Below are 24,595 nucleotides of genomic sequence, written 5' to 3' on the forward strand. Positions count from 1 at the left end.
ATCCGAGGACCACCTCGCCTGGCCCGCCGATCCGTGGGCCCCACCGGCCTCAGGCGTGCCCGAAATCGGGCCGCCGGGGTCGCAGCGACACCACCGGATCCCTTCGGATCCGCAACGCAGGTCTTCCACGACCGCCGATCGCAAAGGCTGGAAACTGGCCATGTCGAACAGTCCGTCCGCGAAGGACTCGGCCACAACGAACGCCACGACCCCCGATCGCCCGGAGGACGAGAAGCTGCCCCTTCGACTCCTCATCATCTACGGGCTCCAGCACATCCTCACCATGTACGCCGGTGCGGTGGCACCGGCACTCGTCATCGGAACCGCCGCTGGGCTCGCGAACGACCCCGCCGCCATGGGAATCCTCGTCAGCGGCGCGCTTCTGATGGCCGGTATCGCCACGCTCCTGCAAACCGTCGGCCACCGCAAGGTCGGTGCGCAGATGCCGATCGTGGTGGCCTGTTCCTTCGTCCCCGTCAGCGCCATCGCCACCCTGGCCGCGGGTCAGGACGGGGAGAACCTGCCCGTCGCCCTCGGCGCGTCCATGGCCGCCGGTGTGTTCGCACTCCTGCTGACCCCCTTCTTCGGTCAGCTCATCCGCTTCTTCCCCCCGATCGTCACCGGCACGATCATCACCGTCATCGGCATCAGCCTCATGCCGGTGGCGGCCGGCTGGATCATGGACGACGCCACGCGCGTCCTCGACGACGGCTCCACGGTTCCGGCCGCCCCCATGGCCAACCTCGCCCTGGCCGGGGTGACCCTCGCGATCATCCTGGTCGGTTCCCGGGTGCTCCCCGGCATCTGGGGACGACTGTCCATCCTCTTCGGTCTGCTCATCGGCACCCTCATCGCCGTCCCCCTCGGCATGGCCGACTTCAGCCGGGTCGGTGAGGCGGACATCGTGTTCAACCCGACCTCGGTGTTCTACTTCGGTGCCCCGGAGTTCGAGATCACCGCGATCGCCACCATGTGCGTCATCATGCTGGTCGTGCTCACCGAGGGCGCCTCGCACATCATCGCGGTCGGTGAGATCACCGGTTCCAAGGTCGACGCCAAGCGCATCTCCGCCGGTCTGCGCGCCGACGTGAGCGGCTCCATCATCGGCCCGATCTTCAACACCACCCCCACCAGTTCCTTCGCGCAGAACATCGGGCTGCTGGCCCTGACCGGTATCCGGAGCCGCTACGTGGTGGCCACCGGCGCGGTCATCCTCCTGCTGCTGGGCATGTTCCCGATCCTGGGCGGGGTCATGGCCGCCCTGCCGACCCCGGTCCTGGGAGGCGCGGGTCTGGTCCTGTTCGGCACCGTGGCCGCCAGCGGCGTCAAGACCCTGATCAAGGTGGACTTCAACAACAACCTCAACCTGATCCTGGTGGCCACCTCCATCGGCGTGGCGATCATCCCGCTGGCCTACCCGACCTTCTACTCCTTCCTCCCGGAGCCGGTCGAGATGATCGCGCACTCGGGCATCATCGGCGCGGCGATCATGTCGATCCTGTTGAACATCTGCTTCAACGTGATCGGCCGACCGCCCTGCGACGAGCCCCCGGAGATCGACCGGGAGGACATCGGCAGCGCCGGTCCGGGCGAGGCCAAGTACTCCCACCACGCCGGGTTCGCCTACCGCGACGAGTCGACCGACCCGACCGAGAAGGCCTGATCGAACCGGCCTGATCGACGACTGTCCGGGGCGGGTGCGCGAATATCGTGCGCCCGCCCCGATTCCGTTCAGTGGAGGTGAATGGTATGCCTGTGAGGGTGACCGACTGGGACCTGCGCAAGCTCCGTGTACTCCGCACCCTCCACGAGCTCGGAACCGTCCGGGAGACCGCCGAGGCACTGTCCATGACGCCCTCCGGCGTCTCCCAGCAACTGTCGTCGCTGTCCCGACAGGTGGGGGTGGCGCTGTTGGAGGCGCACGGGCGTCGCGTCCGGCTGACCGACGCGGCCCACGTGCTGCTGCGCCACGCCGACGTGGTGCTGGCCCAGCTGGAGCGGGCCGAGGCCGAACTGGACGGGTTCGTCCGCGGTGAGGCCGGGCGGGTTCGCGTGGGCGCGTTCGCCACCGCCATCCCGACCCTGGTGGTGCCCGCGCTGAGCACCCTGCGCCGCACCCACCCGCACCTGCGCACACGAGTGCACCAGGCCGAGGCCGCCGAGGTGTACGAACTGCTGGCCGCCGGGGAGGTCGACATCGGCCTGTCCCTGGCCGCCCAGATCCCCGGTGACCAGGACGGACGCTACGAACGGGGCGAGCTGCTGACCGACCCCCTGGACGTGGCGCTGCCCGCCGGGCACCGGTTGGCCGACGCCCCCGCGCCGCACCTGCGCGACCTGTCCGACGAACCGTGGATCTACGGTGCGGCGGGCCCTTGGCGCGACATCACGGTGGCCGCCTGCGCCCAGGCCGGTTTCGTGCCGGAGCAGGGGCACGTGGCCTCGGACTGGCGGGCCATCCTCGACATGGTGGCGGCCGGGTTGGGAGTGGCGCTCGTCCCGCGGCTGGCCGCGGCCGACGACGCTCCGGGGGTGGTGCTGCGGACCCCGCGCTCGGACCGGCCCCGCCGACACGTGGTGTGGGCGGTCCGCGCGGGTTCGGGCCGGCGTCCCCAGATCGACGCCGCCCTGCGCGCCCTCACCCAGGTCGCGGCCGACCTGCACAGCACAACCATTCAGTACAAGTGAACGTATAGATCAAAAACTTTCGCTGGAAGTTATCGGTTTCTCCTGCCAATCTGGAAACGTCCCACCAATCGACGTGCCAGGAGAACCATGAGCGGGGCCCAGCCCTTCGACCCTCGTGACTACAACGCCCGGCCCTACGGCGGAGGTGATCCCTACGCCGACTACAAGAAGACCAAGCTCGACTTCGCCGGCATGGTCGACCTCGCCGATCGGCGCCTGGGCGGCGGCGTGGTCGCGGCCAACGACGAGTTCTTCGCCCAGCGCGAGAACCTCCTGCGGCCCGAACCCGCCGTGTTCGACCCGCATGCCTTCGGGCACAAGGGCAAGGTCATGGACGGCTGGGAGACCCGCCGCCGCCGCGGCGTCAGCGCCGAACAGCCGCACCCCACCGCCGACGACCACGACTGGGCGCTCGTCCGCCTGGCCCTTCCCGGCGTCGTCCGCGCCCTGAACATCGACACCGCGCACTTCCGGGGCAACCACCCCACCGAGGTGAGCGTGGAGGCCGCCCAGGTGGAGGGCACCCCCACCACCGAGGAGCTGCTGGCCGCCGACTGGACCGAGCTGGTGCCCCGCACCCCCGTGTACGGGCACGCCGCCAACGGCTTCGAGGTGACCTCGACCCGCCGCTGGACCCACCTGCGCCTCAAACAGTTCCCCGACGGTGGTGTGGCCCGGCTGCGCGTGTACGGCGAGCCCGTCGCCGACCCCGCCTGGCTGGCCGCGCAGGGCGCGTTCGACGTGGCGGCGCTGCTCAACGGCGGCACCGTGGAGGACGCCTCGGACCGGTTCTACTCCCCGCCGGAGAACATCATCGCGCCGGGCCGTTCCCACAAGATGGACGACGGCTGGGAGAACCGGCGCCGCCGCGACACCGGCAACGACTGGGTGCGTTTCCGGCTGACCGCCCAGTCCACCGTGCGCGCCCTGGAGGTGGACACCGCCTACCTCAAGGGCAACGCGGCCGGATGGATCACCATCAAGGGCCGTGACGCCCACGGCGCCGACCCGGACGCCTGGTTCGAGATCGTCGGCCGGACCCGTCTGGAGCCCGACAGCCCGCACCGCTTCGTCCTGGATGCCCCGGTGACCGTGACCCACGTGCACGTCGACGCGTTCCCCGACGGCGGCATGGCGCGCCTGCACGTCTTCGGTTCCCTCACCGAGACCGGTGTGGCCGACCTGGAGTCCCAATGGAAGGCCACCCGCGGCTGACCGCTCGGCCCCTCCGGCCAGAGAGGGCCCCACCGTCTCGGTGGGGCCCTCTCCGCTGTTCCGGGTCGGTCCTACCGGGTGATCATGTGCCCGTCGACGCTGTCCGCCGTGACCTCGGCGCCGCGCAGCAGCGTGCGGCGTACCCGGCCCTTGAGTTCGGCGCCGTCGTAGGCGCTGACCGGATTGCGGTGGGCCAGCTCGCCCACCGACACCCGGAAGGGTTCCTCCGGGGCGAACACGGCCAGGTCGGCCTGGTTCCCCACGGCGATCGTGCCCTTGCCGCGGACCCCCGCCACGCGGGCGGGCCCGGCGGACATCCACCGCACGACGTCGGCCAGGGGCACCCCGCGACCGGCGGCCTCGGTCCACATGGCCGACAGACCCAACTGGAGCCCCGCGACGCCGCCCCAGGCGGTACCGAAGTCGCCGGTGTCCAGCTCCTTCAGGTCCGGCGTGCTGGGCGAGTGGTCGCTGACCACACAGTCGATCAGCCCGTCCTGGAGGGCCCGCCAGAGTAGGTCGCGGTTGGCGGAGTCCCGGATGGGCGGGCAGCACTTGTAGCTGGTGTCCCCCGCCGGGATCTCCTCGGCGGCCAGGGTCAGGTAGTGCGGGCAGCTCTCCACAGTGAGCGGCACGCCCTCCTGCTTGGCCTGAGCGATCAGGGGCAGCACGGAGGCACTGGACAGGTGCAGCACGTGCGCCCGCACCCCGGTTCGGCGGGCGGTGTCGACGACCAGGGCGATCGCCGCGTGCTCGGCTTCGTCGGGTCGCGAGGCCAGGAAGTCCGCGTACTCGCGTCCGGACGCGGCGGGCGCCGAGTCCAGCACGGTGGGGTCCTCCGCGTGCACGATCAGCAGGCCACCGAAGGCGTGGATGGCGCCGGCCGCCGTGTCCAGGTGTTCGGGGTCCAGGTGCCCGAACTCGTCCACCCCGGAGGGCGACAGGAACGACTTGAACCCGAACACCCCCTCCGCCCACAGGTCGGCGAGGGCGCCGATGGTGTCGGGGCCGGTGTTCTCGGGAACGGCTCCGCCCCAGAACCCCACGTCGACGGCGAGCTTGCCCTCGGCGGCCGCCTTCTTCGTCTTGAGGTGGTCGGTGGTGGTCGTGGGCGGCACGCTGTTGAGCGGCATGTCCACGAGGGTGGTCACCCCGCCCAGGGCGGCGGCGCGGGTGGCGCTCGCGAAGCCCTCCCACTCGGTGCGTCCGGGCTCGTTGACGTGCACGTGGCTGTCGACCAGCCCGGGCAGTAGAACCTCGTCGTCGGCCAGGCGCAGCTCACGGCGGGCGTCGACGGCGACGTCGGTTCCGGAGAGGACGTCGATGATGCGTCCGTCGTCCACCACCACGGTGACGGGACGCTCCCCCTCGGGGGTGAGGGCGCGGTCGGCCCGCACCACGAGTTCGTGTTCGCTCATGACTACTCCTGTCCGACCCGGCGGGTGGCGAGGGCCTCGATGCCGGCGGCGTCGGTACCGCAGGCGTCGACGACCTCGGTCTCCTCCAACGCCCCGCAGCGCAGGCCACGGGCCAGGACGGCGGCCAGGGCCTGGGCGGTGGCGGGTTCGTCCATGACGTTACCGCCGGCGTGGCCGAGGTAGGCCTGAAGGCGTGCGGCCGCGGGGGCGAAGGCCTCCCGGTAGAACGCGTAGGTGGCCAGGAAACGGATGGGCAGCTGGTGGGGGTGCAGGTCCCAGCCCTGGTAGTAGCCGCGCTCCAGGGAGCGCCGCACCAGCCCGGCGTGCAATCGCCACGCGGAGTGGACCTCTTCGGGGGTGCCGGTGGGCATGATGTTGCTGCCCCCGTCGGAGAGCCACACCCCGGTGCCCGCGGCGGCCACCTGCATCACGGACTTGGCGTGGTCGGCCACGGGGTGGGCCAGGCTCTGGTGCGCCGCGGTGATCCCGCAGGCCGCGCTGTAGTCGTAGGTGCCGTAGTGCAGGGCGGTGACGCGGCCCTGTCCGGCCTGGATCATCCGAGAGACCGCGACGGTGCCGTCGGGCAGCAGGATCGATTGGGGGGTCTCGATCTGCAACTCGAAGCGGATCCGTCCCTCCGCCAGGTCGAGGTTCCGCTCCAGGCGTTCGCTCAGCCAGACCATCGCCTCGACCTGCTCCACCGAGGTGATCTTGGGCAGGGTGAGCACGAGGTTGTCCGGCAGGGAGCCGTGCTCCTCCAGGAGAGTGCCCAGGAACATGCCCAGGGTGCGCACCCCGCGGTGTCGGCCGGCGGCTTCCATGCCCTTCATCCGGATGCCGAAGTAGGGCGTGGCCTCCCCCTTCGCCAGGTCGGACGCGAAGGCGCGGGCGACCCTGAGCACGTCCCGGTCCTCGGCTTCCTCTCCGGGGCTGCCGTAGCCGTCCTCGAAGTCGGCGCGCAGGTCCTCGATGGGTTCGCGGGCGAGCTTGTCGCGGACCCGGGGCAGGGCGTCGGCGACGGCGGCCTCACCGATGCCGGTGGCGGCGGCCAGGTCGGCGGCCTTCGGGGCGAACTCGTCGAGAGCGGCCAGGGCCTTGGCCCCCCAGTCGGCGGCCAGACCCGCCCCGACCTTGTCGGCGGGGACGTAGACACTGTGGACCGGCTGGCGGCCGCCCTGGTCGCCCGGGTACTCGCGCTCCAGGCGGGCGTCGGCCTCGGCGAGTCGGGTGTCGAGTTCGGTGGCCAGGCCGCTCGGGCCGGGTGGGGTGTCACTCGCCACGTGGGGTGTCCTCCTCCGTCTGCGTCACCGGCCTCCACTCGAAGGCCGGGTAAGTTTTCTACATGCGGATACTAACTTTTGCTATTCGGAAGAACAAGGGCCGGCGGGCGGCGAAAAGCCACCGCGCCGGCCTTCTCTGAGCGACCAAGAGCGAAAAGCAGCTTTCGTATTGCAGAATGAGAGCGTGACCGTAGCGGCCCTCAGCATGGGAGCACGACCCTTGTCAGCCTCACAGACCCCCCACATGGACCAACCCCGCCCCGCCGCGGAGACGGCCCGCCGCTCCGGTGGCGTACAGTCCCTCGACCGTGCCTTCTCCCTGTTGGAGATCATGGCCGAGGCGGGCGGCGAGGCCTCCCTGAGTCAACTCGCCGACTCCTCCGGCCTTCCCCTGCCCACCATCCACCGCATCATCCGCACGCTGGTCGGCAACGGCTACGTCCGCCAACTGCCCTCGCGCCGATACGCGCTGGGCCCCCGCCTGATCGGACTCGGCGACAAGGCCGCCCAGATGCTCGGTACCTGGGCCCGTCCCCACCTGGCACAGCTCGTGGAGGACCTCGGCGAGACCGCCAACCTCGCCATGCTCGACGGCGACAAGGTCATCTACGTGGCACAGGTCCCCTCACCACACGCGATGCGCATGTTCACCGAGGTGGGCCGCCGCGTCCTGCCGCACTCCGCCGGTGTCGGCAAGGCCTTGCTGTCCCAGCTGAGCGACGAGGACGCACTGGCCACCGTGCGCCGCACCGGCATGCCGGCCGCCACCGAGCGCACCATCACCGACCCGGACGCCTTCCTGGCCGAACTCCACCGCATCCGCGAGAACGGCTACGCCATCGACGACGGAGAACAGGAGATCGGTGTGCGCTGCGTGGCCGTCCCCGTCAAGGACGCCCCGTCCGGCATGGCGGTCTCCATCTCCGGCCCCGAAGCCCGCGTGAGCTGGGACTTCGTCGACCGCGCCGCCCCCATCGTGCGAAGCTCCGCCACCCTTCTGGCCACCGACCTCAACAATCAGGCCTGAACCGTCCATGACGAGGGGCCCTGACCGAAAGTGGTCAGGGCCCCTCGTCATGCTCGCGGCAGGCTACGTCTGTTGGTCGAAGCCCAGCTTGCGCAGCTGTTTGGGGTCGCGCTGCCAGTCCTTGGCCACGCGCACCCGCAGGTCCAGGAAGACCCGCCGGCCCAGCAGACCCTCGATCTGCTTACGGGCCCGCGAACCCACGTCCCGTAGCCGCGTGCCCTTGGACCCGATCACGATCGCCTTCTGGCTGGACCGCTCCACGTACAAGGACGCGTAGATGTCCACCAGTTCCTTACCGGGCTTGGTGTTCTCGCGCTCGAACATCTCGTCCACGACCACCGCGATGGAGTGCGGCAGTTCGTCGCGCACGCCCTCCAAAGAGGCCTCGCGCACCAGTTCGGCCACGAGCATCTCGTCGGGTTCGTCGGTGAGGTCGCCATCGGGGTACAGCGGCGGCCCCTCCGGCAGGTGCGAGCAGAGCACGTCGGCGGCGGTCTCCAGCTGGTAGCCGCTCCGACCGGACACCGGCACGATGTCGGCCCAGTCGCCCAGCTCGTTCACCGCCATCAGGTGCTCGCCGAGCGTGTTCTTGTCGACCAGGTCGGCCTTGGTCACCACCGCCACCACCGGGGTGTTGCGCTGCGCGGCCAACTCCTTGGCGATGTAGGTGTCGCCGCGACCGATCGGCTCGTTGGCCGGCAGACAGAACACGATCACGTCCACCTCGACCAGCGTGGACCGCACCAGCGAGTCCAGCCGCTCCCCCAACAGGGTGCGGGGTTTGTGCAGACCTGGTGTGTCCACGATGATCAACTGTGCGTCGGGGCGGTGCACGATCCCGCGCACCGTCCGCCTCGTGGTCTGGGGACGGCTGCTGGTGATCGCCACCTTCTGCCCGACCAGCGCGTTCATCAAGGTGGACTTGCCGACGTTCGGGCGGCCCACAAAACACGCGAAGCCGCTACGGAAACCCTCCGGATAAGAGGGCATCTCCAGCGGAACGCGGAGTTTTTCGAGGTCGAGGTCCTTCATCAGTCCTTCTCAGCGCCGGGTGATGCTCGCGGGCACCCCGTCGGGGGCCGCGATCACCAACACCTGGGTCTTCAGGTCGTCCGCCACCGCGCGGTCGTCCTCGGTCAATTCCTCGGCCTCGGTGACGATTACCGCCGCCTCCAAGGCGGAGGCCTCGCTGGAGACCGCCGCGGCCACGGCGGCCTGGAGCGCGGACAGGCGCAGCGAGCGCAACGACACCGTGGTGGCCGCGTACGTGCGGCCCGTCTCATCGCGCACCGCGGCGCCCTCGGCGGTCGCGTTGCGTGCCCGGGAGGCGCGCGCGAGCGTGATGAGCTTGGCGTCCTCGGGGCCGAGCCCCGTCGTGTCCGTCACTGGTCCGTGCTCCTTACGTTCTCTTCCTTGCCCCGCTCGGGTTCGGAGTCCTCCTCCGGCAACCGTTCCACCAGGACGGTCGTCATCCGGTTGCGGCGGCTGCTCTTGCCCTCCAGGGTGAGCCTGAGTCCAGCGTATTCGGCCTGGGCCCCTCCGGCGGGGACCCGACCCAGCACGAACGCGACGAGTCCGCCCACGGTCTCCACGTCGGACACCTCCAGGTCGAGTTCGGGGAAGACTTCGGCGAGCTCGCCCAGTGGAAGGCGCGCGGTCACCCGGACTCGGGACTCGTCCAGACGCTCCACCGGCGCGATCTCGTGGTCGTACTCGTCGGTGATCTCCCCGACGATCTCCTCCACGATGTCCTCGATGGTGACCAGACCGGCGGTCCCGCCGTACTCGTCGATGGCCACCGCCACGTGGTTGCGCTGCTTCTGCATCTCGCGCAGCAGTTCGTCGATCGGCTTGGTGTCGGGGACGTAGGTGGCCTGGCGCATGACGTCGCCCGCGGTCAGCGGCACGTCCTCGGCGCCGCCCGCGGCCGCCGCCCAGCGGTCGCGCAGCCGCTCCACCAGGTCCTTGAGGTAGAGGATGCCCACGACGTCGTCCTCGTCCTCACCCGTGACCGGGATGCGCGAGTATCCGCTGCCCAACGCGAGGGTGAGCACCGCGTCGGCGTCGGCGTCGCGCCCGGTGAAGACGATGTCGGGCCGGGGCACCATGACCTCGCGCACGGAGGTGTCGTCGAGCTTGAACACGGAGTGGATCATCTGCCGTTCCTCGGCGTCGATGACCTCCCCTCGTTCGGCCAGGTCCACCAACTGCCGCAGTTCGGTCTCGGTGCTGAAGGGCCCCTCGCGGTCGCCCTTACCGCGCGGGGTGAGCGCTCGGCCCGCCCCGACCAGCAGTCGGGCCAGGGGGCCCAGAACGACCTGCGCCGGGTGGATGACCGCGGCGCTGACCCGGGCGACGGGACCGGCGAACTGGCGACCGAGGATGCGCGGGGTGACGGCGATCAGGACGCACTCCACCACGATCATCGCGACGGCGGTCAGGACGAGCGCGGGCCACCCGATTCCCAGCAGGAACACCATGCCCACGCCGGCGGCCAGGACGGCGCACACCTCGCACACCACACGCAGGAACAGCAGCATGTTGAGGTGCGCGGTGGGCTCCGCGGCCACCCGCTCCCAAGCGGGGCTCGCCTTGACGGCGCGTTCACCGTAGGTCGCCTCCAGGCCGACCGCCATCACTCGGGTGACGGCGACCTCGGCGGCCACCAGGAACCCGGCCATCGCGATCAGCACCAACGCCACGAGCAGGGCCAGCGCCCATTCCCAGGGTTCCCCGGTGCTCACCGGGGCCAGGTCCGGCCAGATCGCGCTCATCGGGCGGTCTCGTCCCCTTCGAGTTCGGCCTTCCGCGCGGCTTCGCGCTCACTCCAGGAGGCGAGGATCTCGCCCTGGAGCCCGAACATCTCCTTGTGCTCGTCGGGATCGGCGTGGTCGTAGCCGAGCAGGTGCAGGATGCCGTGGGTGCACAGCAGGTCGATCTCGGCCTGGGTGCCGTGCCCGGCCTCCTCGCCCTGGCGTTCGGCGACCTGCGGGCAGATGATCACGTCACCGAGCACCCCGAGGTCGCTGGTGCGGCCGGGTCCACCGGGACGCAGCTCGTCCATGGGGAACGAGAGAACGTCCGTGGGACCGGGTTCGTCCATCCAGCGCACGTGCAGGTCGGTCATCGTCCCTTCGTCCACCAGCACGACGGAAAGCTCGGCCAACGGGTGGACGCGCATGGCGTCGAGCACGTGCCGGGCGAGGCGGGAAAGCCTCTCCTCGTCCATGGTGGAGACGCCGGACTCGTTGGCGACGTCGATACTCATCGGATTGTCGGTGCCTCACTTGATCGATGGTGGTCGGCGGGGCGGCCCCACCGGGCGTTCTCGCGCCAACGCCGTATCCGACAGCGGTGGGCCCGCGCACGTGGCGGGCCCACCGGCCGGTGTCACTACGTACTCTTCCTCAGTCTGCCCGGTTCCGGCCGCCCGCGTCGCCGCCGCCCTTGCCCTGAGCGACGTCGTAGCGGTCGTAGGCGTCGACGATCTGGCCCACGAGCTTGTGCCTGACGACATCCTCGCTGGTCAGCCGACAGAAGGCGATGTCGTCGACATCACGCAGGATGTTCTCGATGGTGCGCAGTCCGCTGGTCTGCCCACCGGGCAGGTCGACCTGGGTGACGTCACCGGTGACCACGATCTTGGACCCGAAACCCAGACGCGTGAGGAACATCTTCATCTGCTCCGGCGAGGTGTTCTGCGCCTCGTCCAGGATGATGAAGGAGTCATTGAGGCTTCTGCCGCGCATGTACGCCAGGGGGGCGACCTCGATGGTGCCGGCGGCCATCAGCTTGGGGATGGTCTCCGGGTCGAGCATGTCGTGCAGGGCGTCGTAGAGCGGACGCAGGTAGGGGTCGATCTTGTCGTAGAGGGTGCCGGGCAGGAAACCCAGACGCTCACCGGCCTCGACCGCGGGACGGGTGAGGATGATCCGGTTGACCTCCTTGTCCTGCAGGGCCTGGACCGCCTTGGCCATCGCCAGGTACGTCTTTCCGGTACCCGCCGGGCCGATGCCGAAGACCACGGTGTGCTGGTCGATGATGTCGACGTACCGCTTCTGGTTCAGCGTCTTCGGGCGGATGGTCTTGCCCCGGTTGGACAGGATGTTCGTGGTGAGCACGTCCGCGGGGCGTTGGTTCCCCGGGGCGCTCAACATGTGGATCATGCGCTCGATCGTGTCCGGGGTGACGTGCGTACCGCTCTTGGCGAGTTCGATGAGCTCTTCCACGAGGCGGACCACGACGGCCGTCTCCTCGGGGTCCCCCTTGATCGTGAACTCGTTGCCGCGGACGTGGATGTCACTGTCGAAGGCCCGCTCCAGCGCCCGGAGCAGTTCGTCACCCGAGCCGAGCAGACTGATCATCGTGTGCTCGTCCGGCACCACGACCTTGACCTGGCTGCCGGCGTCCGGGTGCGTATGAGTTGACTCGGCCATGGTGTGGCCTTGCGGCCGCTGTCCCTACCCTTCGGTCACGGGCCCCTCGTCGGGGCCGGGTCCCGGGCTCGGCACCGCGGTCGACGGCGCCGTCCCGGCTCACCACGGGGTTCGTGACTCCCGAAGTGGCCGGTGGGGCCCTGTGCACGAGTCTACCAAGATGCATCCTGCGGACTCGATGGGTCGAATCCGGCCCCACCGGAGGAACCGGACTACCCGGGAGGCCAGTTGAGGCCACGGCCGCCCAGGAGGTGTCCGTGGAGGTGGAACACCGTCTGCCCGGCGCCGGCACCGGTGTTGAAGACGAGTCGGTAGCCGGTCTCGGCGATGCCCTCGGCCACGGCGACCTCGTGGGCCTCCCGGGCCAGGACGTCCATCAGACCGGTGTCGCCGGCGGACGCGGAGGCGACGTCGGGGTGGTGTTCGCGCGGGATCACCAGAACGTGGGTGGGCGCCTGGGGGTTGATGTCGCGGAAGGCCACCGTGCGCTCTCCCTCACGGACGATCTCCGCCGGCACCTCCCCCTCGACGATCTTGCAGAAAAGGCAGTCGGGATCGACCATCGCACACCTTCCATCTCGGGACCCGTGCCGTGCGGCGAGGCCCTTACCCGGTTCGTTCGTGGACCATGATGCCGCAGTGACCCGTCGGCCGCAGGGGACACAGGAGGGAGATGAACTCTCAACCTTTCCGAAACCGATCGGATCATGGTTCCCCTGACGACAGTGGGATCCGGCACGATAGGCTTGGCGTCCGTGCGCGTCAGGGCGTCTGCTCCGCCTGCCGTTCGGCCGGATTCGGCGTGTTCGGATGGGAACGCACATCTACTTGGAAAAGAAGAGGTATGCCCTTTCGTAAACCCCGCGACAAGGGTGTGCGTCGAACAGATGTGACGACAGAAACCATGGTTGCCGGGGCCACCACGGCACCGCTCTCGGTCGAGTGGGACGCCGACCACGCCGTGACGGAGCTCTACCGAGAGCACTACCGTCCGCTCGTCCGGCTCGCCACCCTTCTGCTCCGAGACCACGCGACCGCCGAAGAGGTCGTCCAGGACGCCTTCGTCGCGATGCACGGAGCCTGGCGCCGCCTGCGGGATCCCAACAAGGCGCTCTCCTACCTACGTCAAGCGGTGGTGAACAAGGCCAGGTCCGTCCTGCGCCACCGCGCCGTGGTCGAGAAGCACGCCCCCAAGGCCCTCCCGGACGCTCCCAGCGCCGAACACGGTGCCATGAACCTGTTGGAGCGCGAGGCCGTCATCCGTGCCCTGCGCAAACTTCCCACCCGCCAGCGAGAGGCCATCGTGCTCCGGTACTACGGCGACCTGTCCGAAGCACAGATCGCCGATGCCATGGGCATCAGCCGCGGCGCGGTCAAGAGCCACACCTCCCGTGGTGTTTCCGCGCTCCGCTCTGCACTGGAGCAGACCACATGAGCAGCCCCAACGACCCGAACACACCGGAGTTCGAGGACCGACTCCGGCAGGCCCTCCGCGCCGAGGCGGACGAGTTCACACCGTCGGCCGAGGGCCTCAACCTGATCCGCGAGCGCACCGAACGCAGCCGTGGCGCGTTCTGGTTCGGTCTGCCCTGGCTACGACCGGTCGCGGCGGTGGCGGGGGCCGTGCTCATCGCCGGATCGGTGATCATGTCGAGCCCCCAGGTGCGCGACCAGGTGATGGAGATCGTGCCGGCGGGCGCGGACCGTGAGGGCACGCCGCCCTCCGCCGGCGGGGGCCAGGACGGGGACGCCGCCGCGCCGTCCACCGCGAGCGACTCCGCGACCGGGTCCAGTCATCCCACCCAAGAGCCCGAAGAGGGCTCTCAGGCCTCCCCGTCCCCCGAGGGCGAATCGGGCACCGAGGAGGAGGGCCAGGAGGCCACCGCCTCCTGCCCGCCCCAGGACGAGGTCACGCCCACCGCGACCGAATCCGAACGGGACGAGGACGAGAGGGAGGCGGCCTCCGCCGACCCCGAGTGCGACCCGGAGCAGCAGCCGACGGACGAGCCGACCAGCCCCGGTACGCCCCCCGGCACCGACCCGGAGGACGACCCCGAGGACGATGAGTCCCCCGGCGGCGGCACCCCCGGCAACGGGAACAACGGCGGCGGAAACGGTGCCGACGACGAGCTCCCCAGCACCCAGTGACCTCGATGACATGACCTGGAGAACAGGAGAGGGGCCCGCGCTATGAGCGCGGGCCCCTTCTCGTTATCGTTTCACCAACGACCGGTGCGGGCCTGAAGCAGCGCCAGGGCCGCTACCCCGGCGGTGGAGGTGCGCAGGACCGAGTCGCCCAGAAGCGCCCGTACGGCGCCCGCCTCGTCGAAGGCGGCGAGCTCCGCGTCGGACACCCCGCCCTCGGGCCCCACCACCAGTACGACTTCGGTGACGGAGTCCGGCAGCGGCAGTCGGGACAGCCGTTCGGCCGCGCCCTCGTGCAGTACCACCGCCAGGTCGGCGTCGGCGAGCAACGCCGCCGCGCCCTTGCGGTCCACGGGTTCGGTGACCTCGGGCAGGTGGGCCCTACGGGCCTGCTTGCCGGCCTCCCGGGCCACGGCCCTCCACTTGGCGAGGGCCTTGGCGCCCCGGTCGCCCTTCCACTGGGTGACGCACCGTTCCGCGGCCCAGGGAACGATGGTGTCCACCCCGACCTCGGTCATCGTCTCCACCGCGAGCTCGCCCCGGTCCCGCTTGGGCAGGGCTTGGAGCACGGTCAGGCGAGGACTCGCCTCGGGTTCGTCGAGGCGTTCGAGGACCCGGCAGAGAAGCGTCTCCTTGCCGATGACCTCCACCACCTCGCACCGCGCCCGCAGGCCGAGACCGTCGGAGAGATCGACGGTCTCGCCCTCACGGACGCGTCGGACCGCGGCGGCGTGCCGCCCCTCGGGCCCGTCGAGCCGGATCCGGTCGGCGGCCAGGGCCGCGGTGTCGACCAGGAAGACCGGTGGGGTCACTTGCCGGCGCCGAAGGCATCTCGGATCTTGGAGAAGAACCCGCCGTGACCGGGACTGAACCGGCCCGGGTTCTGGTCCTCGCCGCGCAGCTCGGCGAACTTGCGCAGGAGCACCTCCTGCTCCTCGTCGAGCTTGCTCGGCGTCTCCACGTCCACGCGGATGCGCAGGTCGCCCCGCCCACCACCGTCGAGGTGACTGACGCCCTTACCGGGCAGGGTGATGATGTGTCCGGAGTTGGTGCCCGGGCGCAGGTCGAGGTTCTCCGTGCCGTCGAGGGTGTCGAAGGCGAAGGAGGCTCCCAGCGCGGCCGCGGTCATCGGCACCGCGATGGTGCAGTGCAGGTCGTCGCCGCGCCGCTCGAAGGTCGGGTGCGCCTTCTGGACGATCTCCAAAATGATGTCACCGCGCGGTCCGCCGTTGGGGCCGACCTCACCCTCGCCCGCGAGCTGGATGCGGGTGCCGTCGTCCACCCCGGCGGGGATCTTGACGGTACGGGTGACCTTCTCCCGGACCCGCCCCTCACCGGCGCAGTCGCCGCAGGGGTTGGTGATGACCGAGCCCTGCCCCGAGCACTGCGGGCAGGGGCGCGAGGTCATGACCTGACCCAGGAAGGAGCGCGTGACCTGGGAGACCTCACCCTGGCCATGGCACATGTCACACGTGGAGCGGTGTGAGCCGGCGGCCGTCCCCTCACCCTGGCAGGTGTCGCACAGGATGGCGGTGGGGAAGGTGATCTCCTTGCTGACGCCGAACGCGGTCTCGACCAGGTCCAGCTCGATGCGGATCTTGATGCTGCGTCCGCGCCGGACCCGCTCACGCGGGCCCCGCCCACCGGGCTGACCTCCGCCGAAGAAGGCGTTCATGATGTCGTCGAAGGCGAATCCGCCGGCGCCGCCGAAACCACCGGCGCCGCCACCGCCTCCACCACCAGGGGCGAAGGGGTCATGGCCCATGTCGAACATCCGACGCTTGTTCTCGTCGGAGAGGACCTCGTAGGCCTGGGTCACCTCCTTGAAGCGCTCCTGAGTCGCCGGGTCCGGGTTGATGTCCGGATGCAGCTCGCGCGCGAGCCGCCGGTACGCCTTTTTGATCTCGTCCTTGGACGCGTCGCGACGCACCCCGAGAACCTGGTAATAGTCTCTGGCCACTGAGTTACTGTCCTGCCAAAATCTGTCCGACATACCGAGCCACCGCACGGACGGCGCCCATCGTCCCTGGGTAGTCCATCCGGGTGGGTCCCACCACACCGATCTTGGCCAGCGACTGGTTTCCCACACCGTAGTCGGCCGACACGATGGAGGTGGACCGAAGGCCCTCGTGGAAATTCTCCGCGCCGATGCGCACGGTGAGCATCGAGGGGTCCTTCGCCTCACCCAACAAGCGGATGAGGACCATGTTCTCTTCCAGTGCTTCGAGCACTTCCCGCAGGCTCGCCGCGAAATCGACCGCGGCGAGGTTGGCGGTTCCCGCCAGTACGATCTTCTCCTCGTGTCGTTCGACGAGGCTCTCCAGCAGGACCGTGAGGACGGCGACCGCCACGGGTCTGTCCTCCGGTGCGATCTGCGCGGGAAGGTCGTCCACCGCGTCCGGGACCTCACCGAGGTGTTTCCCGGCTATGGCGCGGTTGAGCATGTTGCGCAGATCGTCGACGACGTTCTCGCTGACGGCGCCCAGCCCGTCGATGACGCGCTGTTCGACCCGCCCGGTGTTGGTGATGACGACCATCATGATGCGTTGGCCGCCGAGGGGTACGAGTTCCACGTGCTGCACCGACGAGCGGGTCAGCGACGGGTACTGGACGATCGCGACCTGACGGGTCAGCTGCGCGAGCAGCCGCACCGTACGGGCGACGATCTCGTCGAGGTCCACCGCACCGCCGAGGAAGGACTCGATGGCTCGGCGTTCGGCCGCCGAGAGCGGCTTGACCGAGGAGAGCCGGTCCACGAACAGGCGATACCCCTTGTCCGTGGGCACCCGCCCGGCGCTGGTGTGCGGCTGGGCTATGTACCCGTCCTCCTCCAGCGCGACCATGTCGTTGCGAATGGTCGCCGAGGAGACACCGAGCGGATGTCGATCGGCCAACGCCCTGGAACCGACGGGTTCATTGGTGTTGACGAAGTCCTCGACAACGGCACGCAGGACCGCGAGCTTGCGCTCGTTCAGCAACTCGCCACCTCCTGGCACTCCGTGGTCCTCAGTGCTAATTCTATGCCCGACCGCAAACGCGTGTGTGTACTCGGCGGTAGTAACACGGGGAAGAGGTGATCTTCTTCCCGACGGAACGGCGACGTGCGCCACCCGATCGCGTGGGTTCGAGGCCTCCCACCAGTACACTGCGGCACCGTGGTTACCAAGGGAGCCGGCCGTTACGGCCGCGACGTTCTGGCCGGAGACTGGCGACGCGCGAAGAAGGGCACGGTGCCCGAGATCCCACTCGACCGTGACCTGGTGGTCGAGGACGCCGACGAGACGTTCTGTGGGGCGGTGGTGGCCTGGGACAAGGCCACGGTGACATTGGAGGACGGCGCCGGCGGACGGCGGGTGTTCGAGTTGGGCCCCGCCGCGTTCCTGGTGGACGGGAAACCGGTGACGCTGGTGCGCCCCGCCGCCGGGCCGAAGGGTCCGCTGCGCAGCGCCTCGGGTTCGATCGCGGTGACTGACGCGCGGGCGCGTACCGCGCGAGAGAGCCGTATCTACGTCGAGGGCGCGCACGACGCCGAGCTCGTGGAGAAGGTGTGGGGTCACGACCTGCGGGTGGAGGGCGTGGCCGTGGAGTTCTTGGAGGGCGTGGACGACCTGCCCGCGGTGGTGGAGGAGTTCGCTCCCGGGCCGGGGCGCCGGTTGGGCGTCCTCGTGGACCACTTGGTGCCGGGGTCCAAGGAGAGTCGTATCGCCGAGCGGGTGCACGGCGAGGACGTGCTCGTGGTCGGGCACCCGTACGTGGACGTGTGGCAGGCGGTCCGACCGAGCGCGGTCGGGATCCGGTCCTGGCCGGAGGTACCGCGCGGACGCCCCTGGAAGGAAGGGGTCGTGGACGCTCTGGGCTGGCGGATGGAGACGGGGGAGGCCTGGCGCCGCATCCTGGGTTCGATCCGCGGCTACGGCGACCTCGAACCGTCGTTGCTGGGACGTGTCGAGGAGCTCATCGACTTCGTCACGGGCCCCCACCCCCTGGAAGACTAGGCTTGCGGGACCACCGGCCCCACCATTCGGGCACGTCCGATCAGCATCCCCGACAGCGGATCCAAGGAAGACCATGAGCGAGACCCCGTCGAACCCCCCGTCCCCGGACGAGCAGCAGGGGCGGCAACGGCCTCCGCTGCCGCCACAGGCACCCCAGCAGCAGGTGCAGGGCGGGCCGGGGTACGGACAATATCCGCAGCAGCAGCCTCAGCGGTACGCGCCGCAGCCGGGGCCGCCCCCGGCCCAGCCCTATGGGCAGCAGGGACAGCCGGGCTTCGCCCCGCCTCCCCCACAGCCCGGTTACGGGCAGCAGTACGCGCAGCAGGCACCGCAGCAGTCGCCTCAACAGGGATTCCCGCAGCAGCAACCCCGGCCGGTTCCCGGACAGCAGCCCTATGGTCAGCCGGGGTACACGCAGCAGCCCCAGCCGTCGGGCGGCGGCAATGACATCCTGGTCGCGATGTTGGCGCACCTGACCGGCTTCATGTTCGCCTTCCTCGGTTGGATCCCGCCGTTGGCCATCTACTTCGCCAAGCGCAACACGTCGCCGTTCGTGCGCCACCACGCCGCGGAGGCCGCGAACTTCCAGATCACGATGCTGATCCCTTACGTGTTCGCGGGGGTTCTGTACGTTGGACTGGGTATCTTCTTCGGGAACCTGGCGTGGATCGGTTCCCTGTTCATCGCTCTCGTATGGATCCTTTCCATCGTCTTCGGCGTCCTAGGAGCTTCAGGCGCGAACAAGGGCGCGTGGTACCGCTACCCGTTCAGCATCCGACTGCTCAAGTAGAACCAGCTCTCGCATCGACAAGGAAACCGAGCCATGTCCTATCCCAACGGCCCGTCCCCGGAGGATCCGTACTCCCAGCAGGGCGGTCAGCCCTCCGGGGGCTATCCCGCACCCGATCAGTCCGGTGGCTACCCGCCGCCCCCGCAAGGTCAGCCCGGTTACGGCCAGGGCGGTCCCCCGCCCGGTTACGAGCAGGGTGGCTACCCGCCGCCCCCGCCCGGCTACGACCAGGGTGGTTACGCGCAGCAGGGCCAGTACGGCGGCTACGCACCGCACCCCGGCATGCAGGGGTCCTCGGCGACCACCGGTCAGCCCAACCAGGACGAGCGCACCATGGGTCTGCTCAGTCACCTGAGCGGCATCCTGCTCGGGTTCCTCGGCCCGCTGATCTTCTTCCTGATCAAGAAGGACGAGTCCCCGTTCGTTCGCGACCAGGCCGCCCAGGCACTGAACTTCCAGTTCATCCTGTTGATCGGCTACTTGATCTCGGCGGTGCTGTACGTCATCTTCATCGGGGCCATCCTGCAACTGGTCGTGTGGGTGTGCGCGGTCGTCTTCGGCATCCTGGGCGGTGTCGCGGCCAACAAGGGCGAGTGGTACCGCTACCCGTTCAACGTCAGCTGGGTGAAGTAGTCCCCGGCGACACCGTGAGGGGCTCGGCTTCGGCCGAGCCCCTTCGTCGTGGCCTCAGGTGAGGTCGCGCACGACGGCGTCGGCGAGCAGACGGCCGCGGCGGGTCAGGACGGCGTGCCCGCGGGTGTGGGCGTCGGGTTCCAGCAGCCCCTCCCCCACCAGACGTTCGGCGGCGGCCAGGCCGGAGGCGTCGAGCAGCTCCAGGGGACACCCCTGTTCCATCCTCAGTTCGAGCAGGACGCGTTCGAAGCGACGTTCGTCGTCGGTGAGGACCTCCCGGGCCTGGGCGGGGGTCTCCCGGGCGACCAGGCGTGCGGCGTAGGCGGCCGGGTGCTTGACGTTCCACCAGCGAGTGCCGCCGACGTGGCTGTGCGCGCCGGGGCCCACGCCCCACCAGTGCCCACCGGTCCAGTAGAGCGTGTTGTGCGCACTGCGCCCTTCGGGGGTGCGGGCCCAGTTGGATACCTCGTAGGGGGTGTATCCGGCGGCGGCCAAGGCTTCGTCGGCCATGAGATAGCGGTCGGCCATGGTGTCGTCGTCGGGTTCGGTGAGTTCGCCGCGGCGCACACGGGCGGCCAGGCGGGTGCCCTCCTCCACGATGAGCGAGTAGGCGGAGACGTGGTCGGGTCCCGCGCCGATCGCGGCGTCAAGGGACGCCGCCCAGTCGTCGTCGCTCTCACTCGGGGTGCCGTAGATCAGGTCGAGGTTGACGTGGTCGAACCCGGCTTCGCGGGCCCAGGTCACACACTGCTCGGGGCGGCCGGGTGTGTGGCCGCGCTCCAGGACGCGCAGGACGTGCGGGCGGGCGCTCTGCATACCGAAGGAGACGCGGGTGAAGCCGGCGTCCCGCAGACGGCGCAGGTAGTCGGGGGTGACCGTCTCGGGGTTGGCCTCGGTGGTGACCTCGGCGTCGGAGGTGAGGCCGAAGCGGTCGTCGATGGCGGCGAGCACGCCGCCCAGGTCCTCGGCGGAGAGCAGGGTGGGGGTGCCTCCCCCGATGAACACGGTGCTCACCCTTGGACGGTCGCCGGTCAGGATCCTGTCGGCGAGGTCGATCTCGGCGATGGCCTGTTCGGCGTAGGTCTCGCGGGAGGAGGAGGCGGTGCCGTCCCGGGAGACGAGTTCCTCGGCGGTGTAGGTGTTGAAGTCGCAGTAGCCGCAGCGGGTCACGCAGAAGGGCACATGGACGTAGAACCCGAGGGGCCGATCGCCGAGTTGGGCGAGGGAGTGCGCGGGAAGGTCCCCGGTGCGGGGCACCGGTTCACCGTCGAGGGCTACGGAAGGCATGTTCCCAGTGTCGCCGACGAGGCGGAGTGAGCGGACACGGTCGCGGCTCGGCTGTGGCGGACGACTCGCTCCTTCGAGAGCTCGGACACATGTTCGCTGGTCGTGGTCGTGGGCACCGGCGGTGATCTGGGGGTTCTCCAGAACGCCCACGGGGGTGGGACCTACGCCCCTGGGGAGCGTTACCGCAGGTCCTCGAAAGGAGCTCTCCCAAGGGGTTGTCTTGGAGGTGACACAACAGTTCGGCGAGAGGACACACGATGTCCGACCACACGACCACCCCCCGAACCGCACCGGCGGAGGAACGCCCCCTGATCGGTTCTCCGACGGCCCGCTACCTCTTCGCCGTCACTCGGATCTCGCTCGGCTGGGTGTTCCTTTGGGCCTTCTTCGACAAGCTGCTGGGCCTGGGCTTCTCCACCCCCGCCGAAGCCGCCTGGATCAACGGGGGAAGCCCCACCGGAGGGTTCCTGGCCAACGCCGTGAGCGGCCCCTTCGCCGGAGCGTTCAGCTCGATCGCCGGGACGTTCTGGGCCGACCCGCTGTTCATGGTGGGGCTGTTGGGTATCGGAGCGGCCCTGTTCCTGGGCATCGGTGAGCGGATCGCCGCCGCCTCCGGCGCGTTGATGATGCTCCTGATGTGGGCGGCGGTGCTGCCCCTGGAGACCAACCCGTTCATGGACGACCACATCGTCTACGCCCTGGTGCTGGTGGGCCTGGCGTGCGTGCGCTCGGCCGACACGCTCGGACTGGGCCGCTGGTGGGGCGCCACCGCGCCGGTCCGCAGGTTCCCCGCCCTGCGGTGACCCGACATCCCGTCCCGCGGTGGGTGCGGGACGGGACCCGGGGGGTGCGTGCGCGCGGCACGCACCCCCCTTTTTCCTGCCCGTGGGTCAGTGGGTCAGCGGCCTTGGGCCGCGCTCTCGTGGTCGCGGACGGGGCGCACGGGGGCGGTGATCCTGGTCTCGCGCACCGAGGGCACCGCGGTGGTGGAACCTCGTACGACCAATTCGGGGTCGAAGACGTACTCGGCGTGCGAGACGGGGTGTCCGGCGATCTCGTCGCACAGGGCGCGCACGGCCGCCATCGCCATGGCGTTGATCGGCTGACGGACGGTGGTCAGGGGCGGGTCGGTGAAGGCGATGAGCTGGGAGTCGTCGTAGCCGACCACGGAGAAGTCCTGGGGGACGCGCAGACCGCGCTGGCGGGCGGCGCGGATGGCGCCCAACGCCATGATGTCGGAGCCGCAGACCATGGCGGTGACGCCGCGTTCGATGAGCCGGTTCGCGGCGGCGTGCCCGCCCTCGACCCCGAACAGGGAGAGTTCGACGAGGTCGTCGCCGTCCAGCCCGTGTTCGGCCAACGCCTGGTGGAAGCCGTCCAGCTTGCGGCGGACCGGAACGTAACGCTCGGGCCCGCTGGTGAAACCGATGCGGGTGTGGCCCAAGGCGACCAGGTGGTTGACGGCCAGGTGGCCGGCCTCACGGTCGTCGGCGGAGATGAACGCCGCGGGGATGTCGTCGGAATAGCCGTTGACCAGCACGATCGGCAACCGCCGGGCGACCAGCGCGTGGTAGCGCTCGTGGGAGGCGGAGGTGTCGGCGTGTTTGCCCGAGACGAAGAGGATGCCGGAGACGTTGCGCTCCAGGAGCAGCTCGACGTACTCGTCCTCCGTTATTCCGCCGGGTGTCTGGGTGCACAACACCGGGGTGTAGCCGCGCTGGGCGAGGGCGCCCTCGGCCGCTTGGGCGAACATCGGGAACACGGGATTGTCGAGTTCGGGGATCACCATGCCGACCAGCCCGGCGGAGCGTTGTCGCAGCCGGGCGGGGCGCTCGTACCCGAGCACGTCGAGGGCGGTCAGGACGGCTTTTCGGGTGTCGCCGCCGACGCCGGGCTTGTCGTTGAGCACCCGCGAGACGGTGGCCTCGCTGACGCCTGCGTGCCGCGCGATGTCGGCAAGTCGTGGACCCATGGGAACGACTCTAGTCGAGATCGGCGTCACATGACAGAAAGTTGACGGTAATCTTGCGCAAGAACTTGCAGTCACTTTGAGGGAAGGACCCCGCCGATGCAGCACGAGGCGCACTGGTGGCGCGAGGCCGCCATCTACCAGATCTATGTGCGCAGCTTCGCCGACTCCAACGGGGACGGAGAGGGTGACCTGGCGGGGATCCGCGAGCGTCTCCCCCACCTGACGGAGCTGGGCGTCGACGCGATCTGGTTGACCCCGTTCTACGTCTCTCCGCTCGCCGACGGCGGATACGACGTCGCCGACTACCGTGACGTCGACCCCCGTTTCGGGACCCTCGACGACTTCGACGCTCTCCTCAAGGACGCCCACGAACAGGGCATCCGCCTGATCATCGACGTCGTCCCCAACCACTCCTCCTCGGAGCACGTGTGGTTCCGCGAGGCCGTGGCCGCCGAGCCGGGCGCCCCGGCGCGTGCGCGCTACATCTTCCGGGACGGCAAGGGCCCGGACGGGGAGGAGCCGCCGAACAACTGGAAGTCGATCTTCGGCGGTCCGGCCTGGACCCGTCTCACGCGTCCCGACGGCACGCCCGAACAGTGGTACCTGCACCTGTTCGACCCGGGCCAGCCCGACTTCGACTGGACCCACCAGGAGGTGCACGACGAGTTCGACGACGTGCTGCGCTTCTGGATGGACCGAGGGGTGGACGGCTTCCGGATCGACGTCGCGCACGGCATGGTCAAGGACCCGACGCTGCCCGACATCGACCCCGACGCCAAGGCCGACATGCTCGACGGCAGCACCTCGCTGCCCTACTTCGACCAGGACGGTGTGCACGAGATCTACCGTCGTTGGTCGCGGATCGCGGCCTCCTACGAGGGTGACCGCGCCCTGGTGGCGGAGGCCTGGGTGGAGGACTCCGACCGGATCGCGCGCTACCTGCGCCCGGACGAGCTGCACCAGGCGTTCAACTTCGAGTACCTGACCGCCCCCTGGGACGCGGCGCGTCTGCGCGAGGTGATCGACGGTTCGCTCAAGGCCAACGATGCCGTCGGCGCGACCACCACCTGGGTGCTGTCCAACCACGACGTCGTCCGGCACGTGACCCGTTTCGGCGACGGCGAGCAGGGGCTGCGTCGGGCTCGGGCGGCCACACTGCTCATGCTCGGGCTGCCCGGTTCGGCGTACATCTACCAGGGCGAGGAACTGGGCCTTCCCGAGGTCACCGACCTGCCCGAGGACGCCCTTCAGGACCCGAACTGGGAGCGTTCGGGTCGCACCGAACGCGGCCGGGACGGGTGCCGGGTGCCGCTGCCCTGGGAGGGCGAGACCGCGCCGTTCGGGTTCGGCTCCGAGGGTTCCACCCCGTGGCTGCCCATGCCCGAGCGCTGGGCCGGGCTGTCCCGGGCCTCCCAGAACGGCGTGGAGGGCTCCACCCTGGAGCTGTACAAGACCGCGCTGCGGCTGCGTCGGGAGCTGGACGCCCTGGGCGACGGCTCCATGAACTGGCTGGACTCGCCCGAGGGTGTCCTGTACTTCGAGCGCGAGCCCGGTGTCCGGGTGGCCGTGAACATGACCGAGGCACCGGTGGAGCTGGCCGCCTCCGGTGAGGTGCTGGTCGCCAGCGGCCCGGGCGTCGAGGTGTCCGAGGGCACCCTGACCCTGCCCGCCGAGAGCTCGGCCTGGCTGAGCGCCTGATCCCCGACGCC

At 69.7% G+C, this 24,595-nt stretch carries 24 protein-coding genes; 11 read left to right on the forward strand and 13 right to left on the reverse strand.

Going from position 1 to position 24,595, the window contains the following annotated elements; genetic code table 11:
- Nucleotides 1–160: 160 nt before the first annotated feature.
- From BQ8420_RS29650 to alc, 3 genes are all read left to right on the forward strand, one after another.
- Nucleotides 161–1,663: a nucleobase:cation symporter-2 family protein gene (locus BQ8420_RS29650; RefSeq protein ID WP_087103561.1), complete on the forward strand. Its 1,503-nt coding sequence runs from the start codon at nucleotides 161–163 to the stop codon at nucleotides 1,661–1,663.
- A gap of 86 nt (nucleotides 1,664–1,749) precedes the next feature.
- Nucleotides 1,750–2,688, forward strand: a complete 939-nt coding sequence (locus tag BQ8420_RS29655) for a LysR family transcriptional regulator (protein ID WP_087103564.1) — start codon at nucleotides 1,750–1,752, stop codon at nucleotides 2,686–2,688.
- 87 nt (nucleotides 2,689–2,775) lie between these two features.
- Nucleotides 2,776–3,903: an allantoicase gene (alc, locus tag BQ8420_RS29660; RefSeq protein ID WP_087103566.1), complete on the forward strand. Its 1,128-nt coding sequence runs from the start codon at nucleotides 2,776–2,778 to the stop codon at nucleotides 3,901–3,903.
- A 71-nt stretch (nucleotides 3,904–3,974) separates the two neighbouring features.
- Here alc and allB read toward each other — a convergent pair whose 3' ends face one another.
- Together allB and BQ8420_RS29670 are read right to left on the reverse strand one after the other, a co-directional pair.
- Nucleotides 3,975–5,321 (reverse strand): allantoinase AllB, encoded by a 1,347-nt coding sequence (gene allB, locus BQ8420_RS29665; RefSeq protein WP_087103568.1) that lies wholly within the window; start codon nucleotides 5,319–5,321, stop codon nucleotides 3,975–3,977.
- A 2-nt stretch (nucleotides 5,322–5,323) separates the two neighbouring features.
- Nucleotides 5,324–6,601, reverse strand: coding sequence for a DUF6986 family protein (locus BQ8420_RS29670; protein WP_087103570.1), 1,278 nt, complete (start codon nucleotides 6,599–6,601; stop codon nucleotides 5,324–5,326).
- 244 nt (nucleotides 6,602–6,845) lie between these two features.
- On the opposite strand from BQ8420_RS29670, the gene BQ8420_RS29675 reads away from it, so the two are divergent.
- Entirely contained in the window at nucleotides 6,846–7,628 is a 783-nt protein-coding gene (locus BQ8420_RS29675) for an IclR family transcriptional regulator (RefSeq protein ID WP_087103572.1), read from the forward strand.
- 63 nt (nucleotides 7,629–7,691) lie between these two features.
- Here the strand turns inward: BQ8420_RS29675 and era are convergent, their stop codons facing one another.
- The 6 genes from era to BQ8420_RS29705 form a co-directional block, all read right to left on the reverse strand.
- On the reverse strand, nucleotides 7,692–8,660 hold the full coding sequence (gene era / locus BQ8420_RS29680) for a GTPase Era (protein WP_087103574.1): 969 nt from the start codon (nucleotides 8,658–8,660) through the stop codon (nucleotides 7,692–7,694).
- A 9-nt stretch (nucleotides 8,661–8,669) separates the two neighbouring features.
- A complete protein-coding gene (locus BQ8420_RS29685) occupies nucleotides 8,670–9,014 on the reverse strand; it encodes a cytidine deaminase (RefSeq protein ID WP_087103576.1) in 345 nt (114 codons plus the stop codon).
- Nucleotides 9,011–10,402: a hemolysin family protein gene (locus tag BQ8420_RS29690; RefSeq protein ID WP_087103578.1), complete on the reverse strand. Its 1,392-nt coding sequence runs from the start codon at nucleotides 10,400–10,402 to the stop codon at nucleotides 9,011–9,013. Before BQ8420_RS29690 ends, BQ8420_RS29685 begins: the two co-directional genes overlap by 4 nt.
- Nucleotides 10,399–10,896 (reverse strand): rRNA maturation RNase YbeY, encoded by a 498-nt coding sequence (gene ybeY, locus BQ8420_RS29695; protein WP_087103580.1) that lies wholly within the window; start codon nucleotides 10,894–10,896, stop codon nucleotides 10,399–10,401. The genes BQ8420_RS29690 and ybeY overlap by 4 nt, the downstream gene beginning before the upstream one ends.
- A 139-nt stretch (nucleotides 10,897–11,035) precedes the next feature.
- The gene (locus BQ8420_RS29700; RefSeq protein WP_087103582.1) at nucleotides 11,036–12,064 is read right to left on the reverse strand and encodes a PhoH family protein; all 1,029 of its coding nucleotides are present in this window, start codon (nucleotides 12,062–12,064) and stop codon (nucleotides 11,036–11,038) included.
- Nucleotides 12,065–12,276: 212 nt separating this feature from the next.
- On the reverse strand, nucleotides 12,277–12,627 hold the full coding sequence (locus BQ8420_RS29705) for a histidine triad nucleotide-binding protein (RefSeq protein WP_087103584.1): 351 nt from the start codon (nucleotides 12,625–12,627) through the stop codon (nucleotides 12,277–12,279).
- A gap of 341 nt (nucleotides 12,628–12,968) precedes the next feature.
- On the opposite strand from BQ8420_RS29705, the gene BQ8420_RS29710 reads away from it, so the two are divergent.
- Nucleotides 12,969–13,499: a SigE family RNA polymerase sigma factor gene (locus BQ8420_RS29710; protein ID WP_087103586.1), complete on the forward strand. Its 531-nt coding sequence runs from the start codon at nucleotides 12,969–12,971 to the stop codon at nucleotides 13,497–13,499.
- The gene (locus BQ8420_RS29715) at nucleotides 13,496–14,212 is read left to right on the forward strand and encodes a hypothetical protein (protein ID WP_087103589.1); all 717 of its coding nucleotides are present in this window, start codon (nucleotides 13,496–13,498) and stop codon (nucleotides 14,210–14,212) included. Before BQ8420_RS29710 ends, BQ8420_RS29715 begins: the two co-directional genes overlap by 4 nt.
- A 71-nt stretch (nucleotides 14,213–14,283) precedes the next feature.
- On the opposite strand, the gene BQ8420_RS29720 is transcribed toward BQ8420_RS29715, so the two are convergent.
- The 3 genes from BQ8420_RS29720 to hrcA are packed head-to-tail and all read right to left on the reverse strand — an operon-like array spanning nucleotide 14,284 to nucleotide 17,187.
- The gene (locus tag BQ8420_RS29720) at nucleotides 14,284–15,021 is read right to left on the reverse strand and encodes a 16S rRNA (uracil(1498)-N(3))-methyltransferase (RefSeq protein ID WP_087103591.1); all 738 of its coding nucleotides are present in this window, start codon (nucleotides 15,019–15,021) and stop codon (nucleotides 14,284–14,286) included.
- A complete protein-coding gene (dnaJ, locus tag BQ8420_RS29725) occupies nucleotides 15,018–16,169 on the reverse strand; it encodes a molecular chaperone DnaJ (RefSeq protein ID WP_087103593.1) in 1,152 nt (383 codons plus the stop codon). Before dnaJ ends, BQ8420_RS29720 begins: the two co-directional genes overlap by 4 nt.
- 4 nt (nucleotides 16,170–16,173) lie before the next feature.
- Nucleotides 16,174–17,187 (reverse strand): heat-inducible transcriptional repressor HrcA, encoded by a 1,014-nt coding sequence (gene hrcA, locus BQ8420_RS29730; RefSeq protein WP_087103595.1) that lies wholly within the window; start codon nucleotides 17,185–17,187, stop codon nucleotides 16,174–16,176.
- A 177-nt stretch (nucleotides 17,188–17,364) separates the two neighbouring features.
- Here hrcA and BQ8420_RS29735 point away from each other — a divergent pair, with 177 nt between their 5' ends.
- From BQ8420_RS29735 to BQ8420_RS29745, 3 genes are all read left to right on the forward strand, one after another.
- Nucleotides 17,365–18,204 carry a DUF3097 domain-containing protein gene (locus tag BQ8420_RS29735; RefSeq protein WP_087103597.1) on the forward strand — a complete coding sequence of 280 codons (840 nt, stop codon included), beginning with the start codon at nucleotides 17,365–17,367 and terminating at the stop codon, nucleotides 18,202–18,204.
- A gap of 460 nt (nucleotides 18,205–18,664) precedes the next feature.
- Entirely contained in the window at nucleotides 18,665–18,994 is a 330-nt protein-coding gene (locus BQ8420_RS29740; protein WP_087103671.1) for a DUF4870 domain-containing protein, read from the forward strand.
- A 33-nt stretch (nucleotides 18,995–19,027) separates the two neighbouring features.
- Nucleotides 19,028–19,627: a DUF4870 domain-containing protein gene (locus tag BQ8420_RS29745; RefSeq protein ID WP_087103599.1), complete on the forward strand. Its 600-nt coding sequence runs from the start codon at nucleotides 19,028–19,030 to the stop codon at nucleotides 19,625–19,627.
- 54 nt (nucleotides 19,628–19,681) lie between these two features.
- Here BQ8420_RS29745 and hemW read toward each other — a convergent pair whose 3' ends face one another.
- Nucleotides 19,682–20,914, reverse strand: coding sequence for a radical SAM family heme chaperone HemW (gene hemW / locus BQ8420_RS29750; RefSeq protein ID WP_087103602.1), 1,233 nt, complete (start codon nucleotides 20,912–20,914; stop codon nucleotides 19,682–19,684).
- A gap of 257 nt (nucleotides 20,915–21,171) precedes the next feature.
- Between hemW and BQ8420_RS29755 the strand changes: the two genes are divergently transcribed.
- Nucleotides 21,172–21,717, forward strand: coding sequence for a hypothetical protein (locus tag BQ8420_RS29755; protein WP_087103604.1), 546 nt, complete (start codon nucleotides 21,172–21,174; stop codon nucleotides 21,715–21,717).
- Nucleotides 21,718–21,812: 95 nt separating this feature from the next.
- On the opposite strand, the gene BQ8420_RS29760 is transcribed toward BQ8420_RS29755, so the two are convergent.
- Nucleotides 21,813–22,886 carry a LacI family DNA-binding transcriptional regulator gene (locus BQ8420_RS29760; RefSeq protein ID WP_087103606.1) on the reverse strand — a complete coding sequence of 358 codons (1,074 nt, stop codon included), beginning with the start codon at nucleotides 22,884–22,886 and terminating at the stop codon, nucleotides 21,813–21,815.
- 96 nt (nucleotides 22,887–22,982) lie between these two features.
- Here BQ8420_RS29760 and BQ8420_RS29765 point away from each other — a divergent pair, with 96 nt between their 5' ends.
- Nucleotides 22,983–24,584 carry a glycoside hydrolase family 13 protein gene (locus BQ8420_RS29765; protein WP_087103608.1) on the forward strand — a complete coding sequence of 534 codons (1,602 nt, stop codon included), beginning with the start codon at nucleotides 22,983–22,985 and terminating at the stop codon, nucleotides 24,582–24,584.
- Nucleotides 24,585–24,595 lie beyond the last annotated feature (11 nt).

Origin of the sequence: Nocardiopsis sp. JB363, assembly GCF_900143625.1 — a bacterium.
Classification (GTDB): domain Bacteria; phylum Actinomycetota; class Actinomycetes; order Streptosporangiales; family Streptosporangiaceae; genus Nocardiopsis.

Excerpts from the sequence above, each read along its gene's own strand:
- BQ8420_RS29650 (WP_087103561.1), top strand. The coding sequence starts at position 161 with ATGTCGAACAGTCCGTCCGCGAAGGACTCGGCCACAACGAACGCCACG.
- BQ8420_RS29655 (WP_087103564.1), top strand. The coding sequence starts at position 1,750 with ATGCCTGTGAGGGTGACCGACTGGGACCTGCGCAAGCTCCGTGTACTC.
- alc (WP_087103566.1), top strand. The coding sequence starts at position 2,776 with ATGAGCGGGGCCCAGCCCTTCGACCCTCGTGACTACAACGCCCGGCCC.
- allB (WP_087103568.1), bottom strand. The coding sequence starts at position 5,321 with ATGAGCGAACACGAACTCGTGGTGCGGGCCGACCGCGCCCTCACCCCC.
- BQ8420_RS29675 (WP_087103572.1), top strand. The coding sequence starts at position 6,846 with ATGGACCAACCCCGCCCCGCCGCGGAGACGGCCCGCCGCTCCGGTGGC.
- era (WP_087103574.1), bottom strand. The coding sequence starts at position 8,660 with ATGAAGGACCTCGACCTCGAAAAACTCCGCGTTCCGCTGGAGATGCCC.
- BQ8420_RS29690 (WP_087103578.1), bottom strand. The coding sequence starts at position 10,402 with ATGAGCGCGATCTGGCCGGACCTGGCCCCGGTGAGCACCGGGGAACCC.
- ybeY (WP_087103580.1), bottom strand. The coding sequence starts at position 10,896 with ATGAGTATCGACGTCGCCAACGAGTCCGGCGTCTCCACCATGGACGAG.
- BQ8420_RS29700 (WP_087103582.1), bottom strand. The coding sequence starts at position 12,064 with ATGGCCGAGTCAACTCATACGCACCCGGACGCCGGCAGCCAGGTCAAG.
- BQ8420_RS29705 (WP_087103584.1), bottom strand. The coding sequence starts at position 12,627 with ATGGTCGATCCCGACTGCCTTTTCTGCAAGATCGTCGAGGGGGAGGTG.
- BQ8420_RS29710 (WP_087103586.1), top strand. The coding sequence starts at position 12,969 with ATGGTTGCCGGGGCCACCACGGCACCGCTCTCGGTCGAGTGGGACGCC.
- BQ8420_RS29715 (WP_087103589.1), top strand. The coding sequence starts at position 13,496 with ATGAGCAGCCCCAACGACCCGAACACACCGGAGTTCGAGGACCGACTC.
- BQ8420_RS29740 (WP_087103671.1), top strand. The coding sequence starts at position 18,665 with ATGTTGGCGCACCTGACCGGCTTCATGTTCGCCTTCCTCGGTTGGATC.
- BQ8420_RS29745 (WP_087103599.1), top strand. The coding sequence starts at position 19,028 with ATGTCCTATCCCAACGGCCCGTCCCCGGAGGATCCGTACTCCCAGCAG.
- hemW (WP_087103602.1), bottom strand. The coding sequence starts at position 20,914 with ATGCCTTCCGTAGCCCTCGACGGTGAACCGGTGCCCCGCACCGGGGAC.
- BQ8420_RS29755 (WP_087103604.1), top strand. The coding sequence starts at position 21,172 with ATGTCCGACCACACGACCACCCCCCGAACCGCACCGGCGGAGGAACGC.
- BQ8420_RS29760 (WP_087103606.1), bottom strand. The coding sequence starts at position 22,886 with ATGGGTCCACGACTTGCCGACATCGCGCGGCACGCAGGCGTCAGCGAG.
- BQ8420_RS29765 (WP_087103608.1), top strand. The coding sequence starts at position 22,983 with ATGCAGCACGAGGCGCACTGGTGGCGCGAGGCCGCCATCTACCAGATC.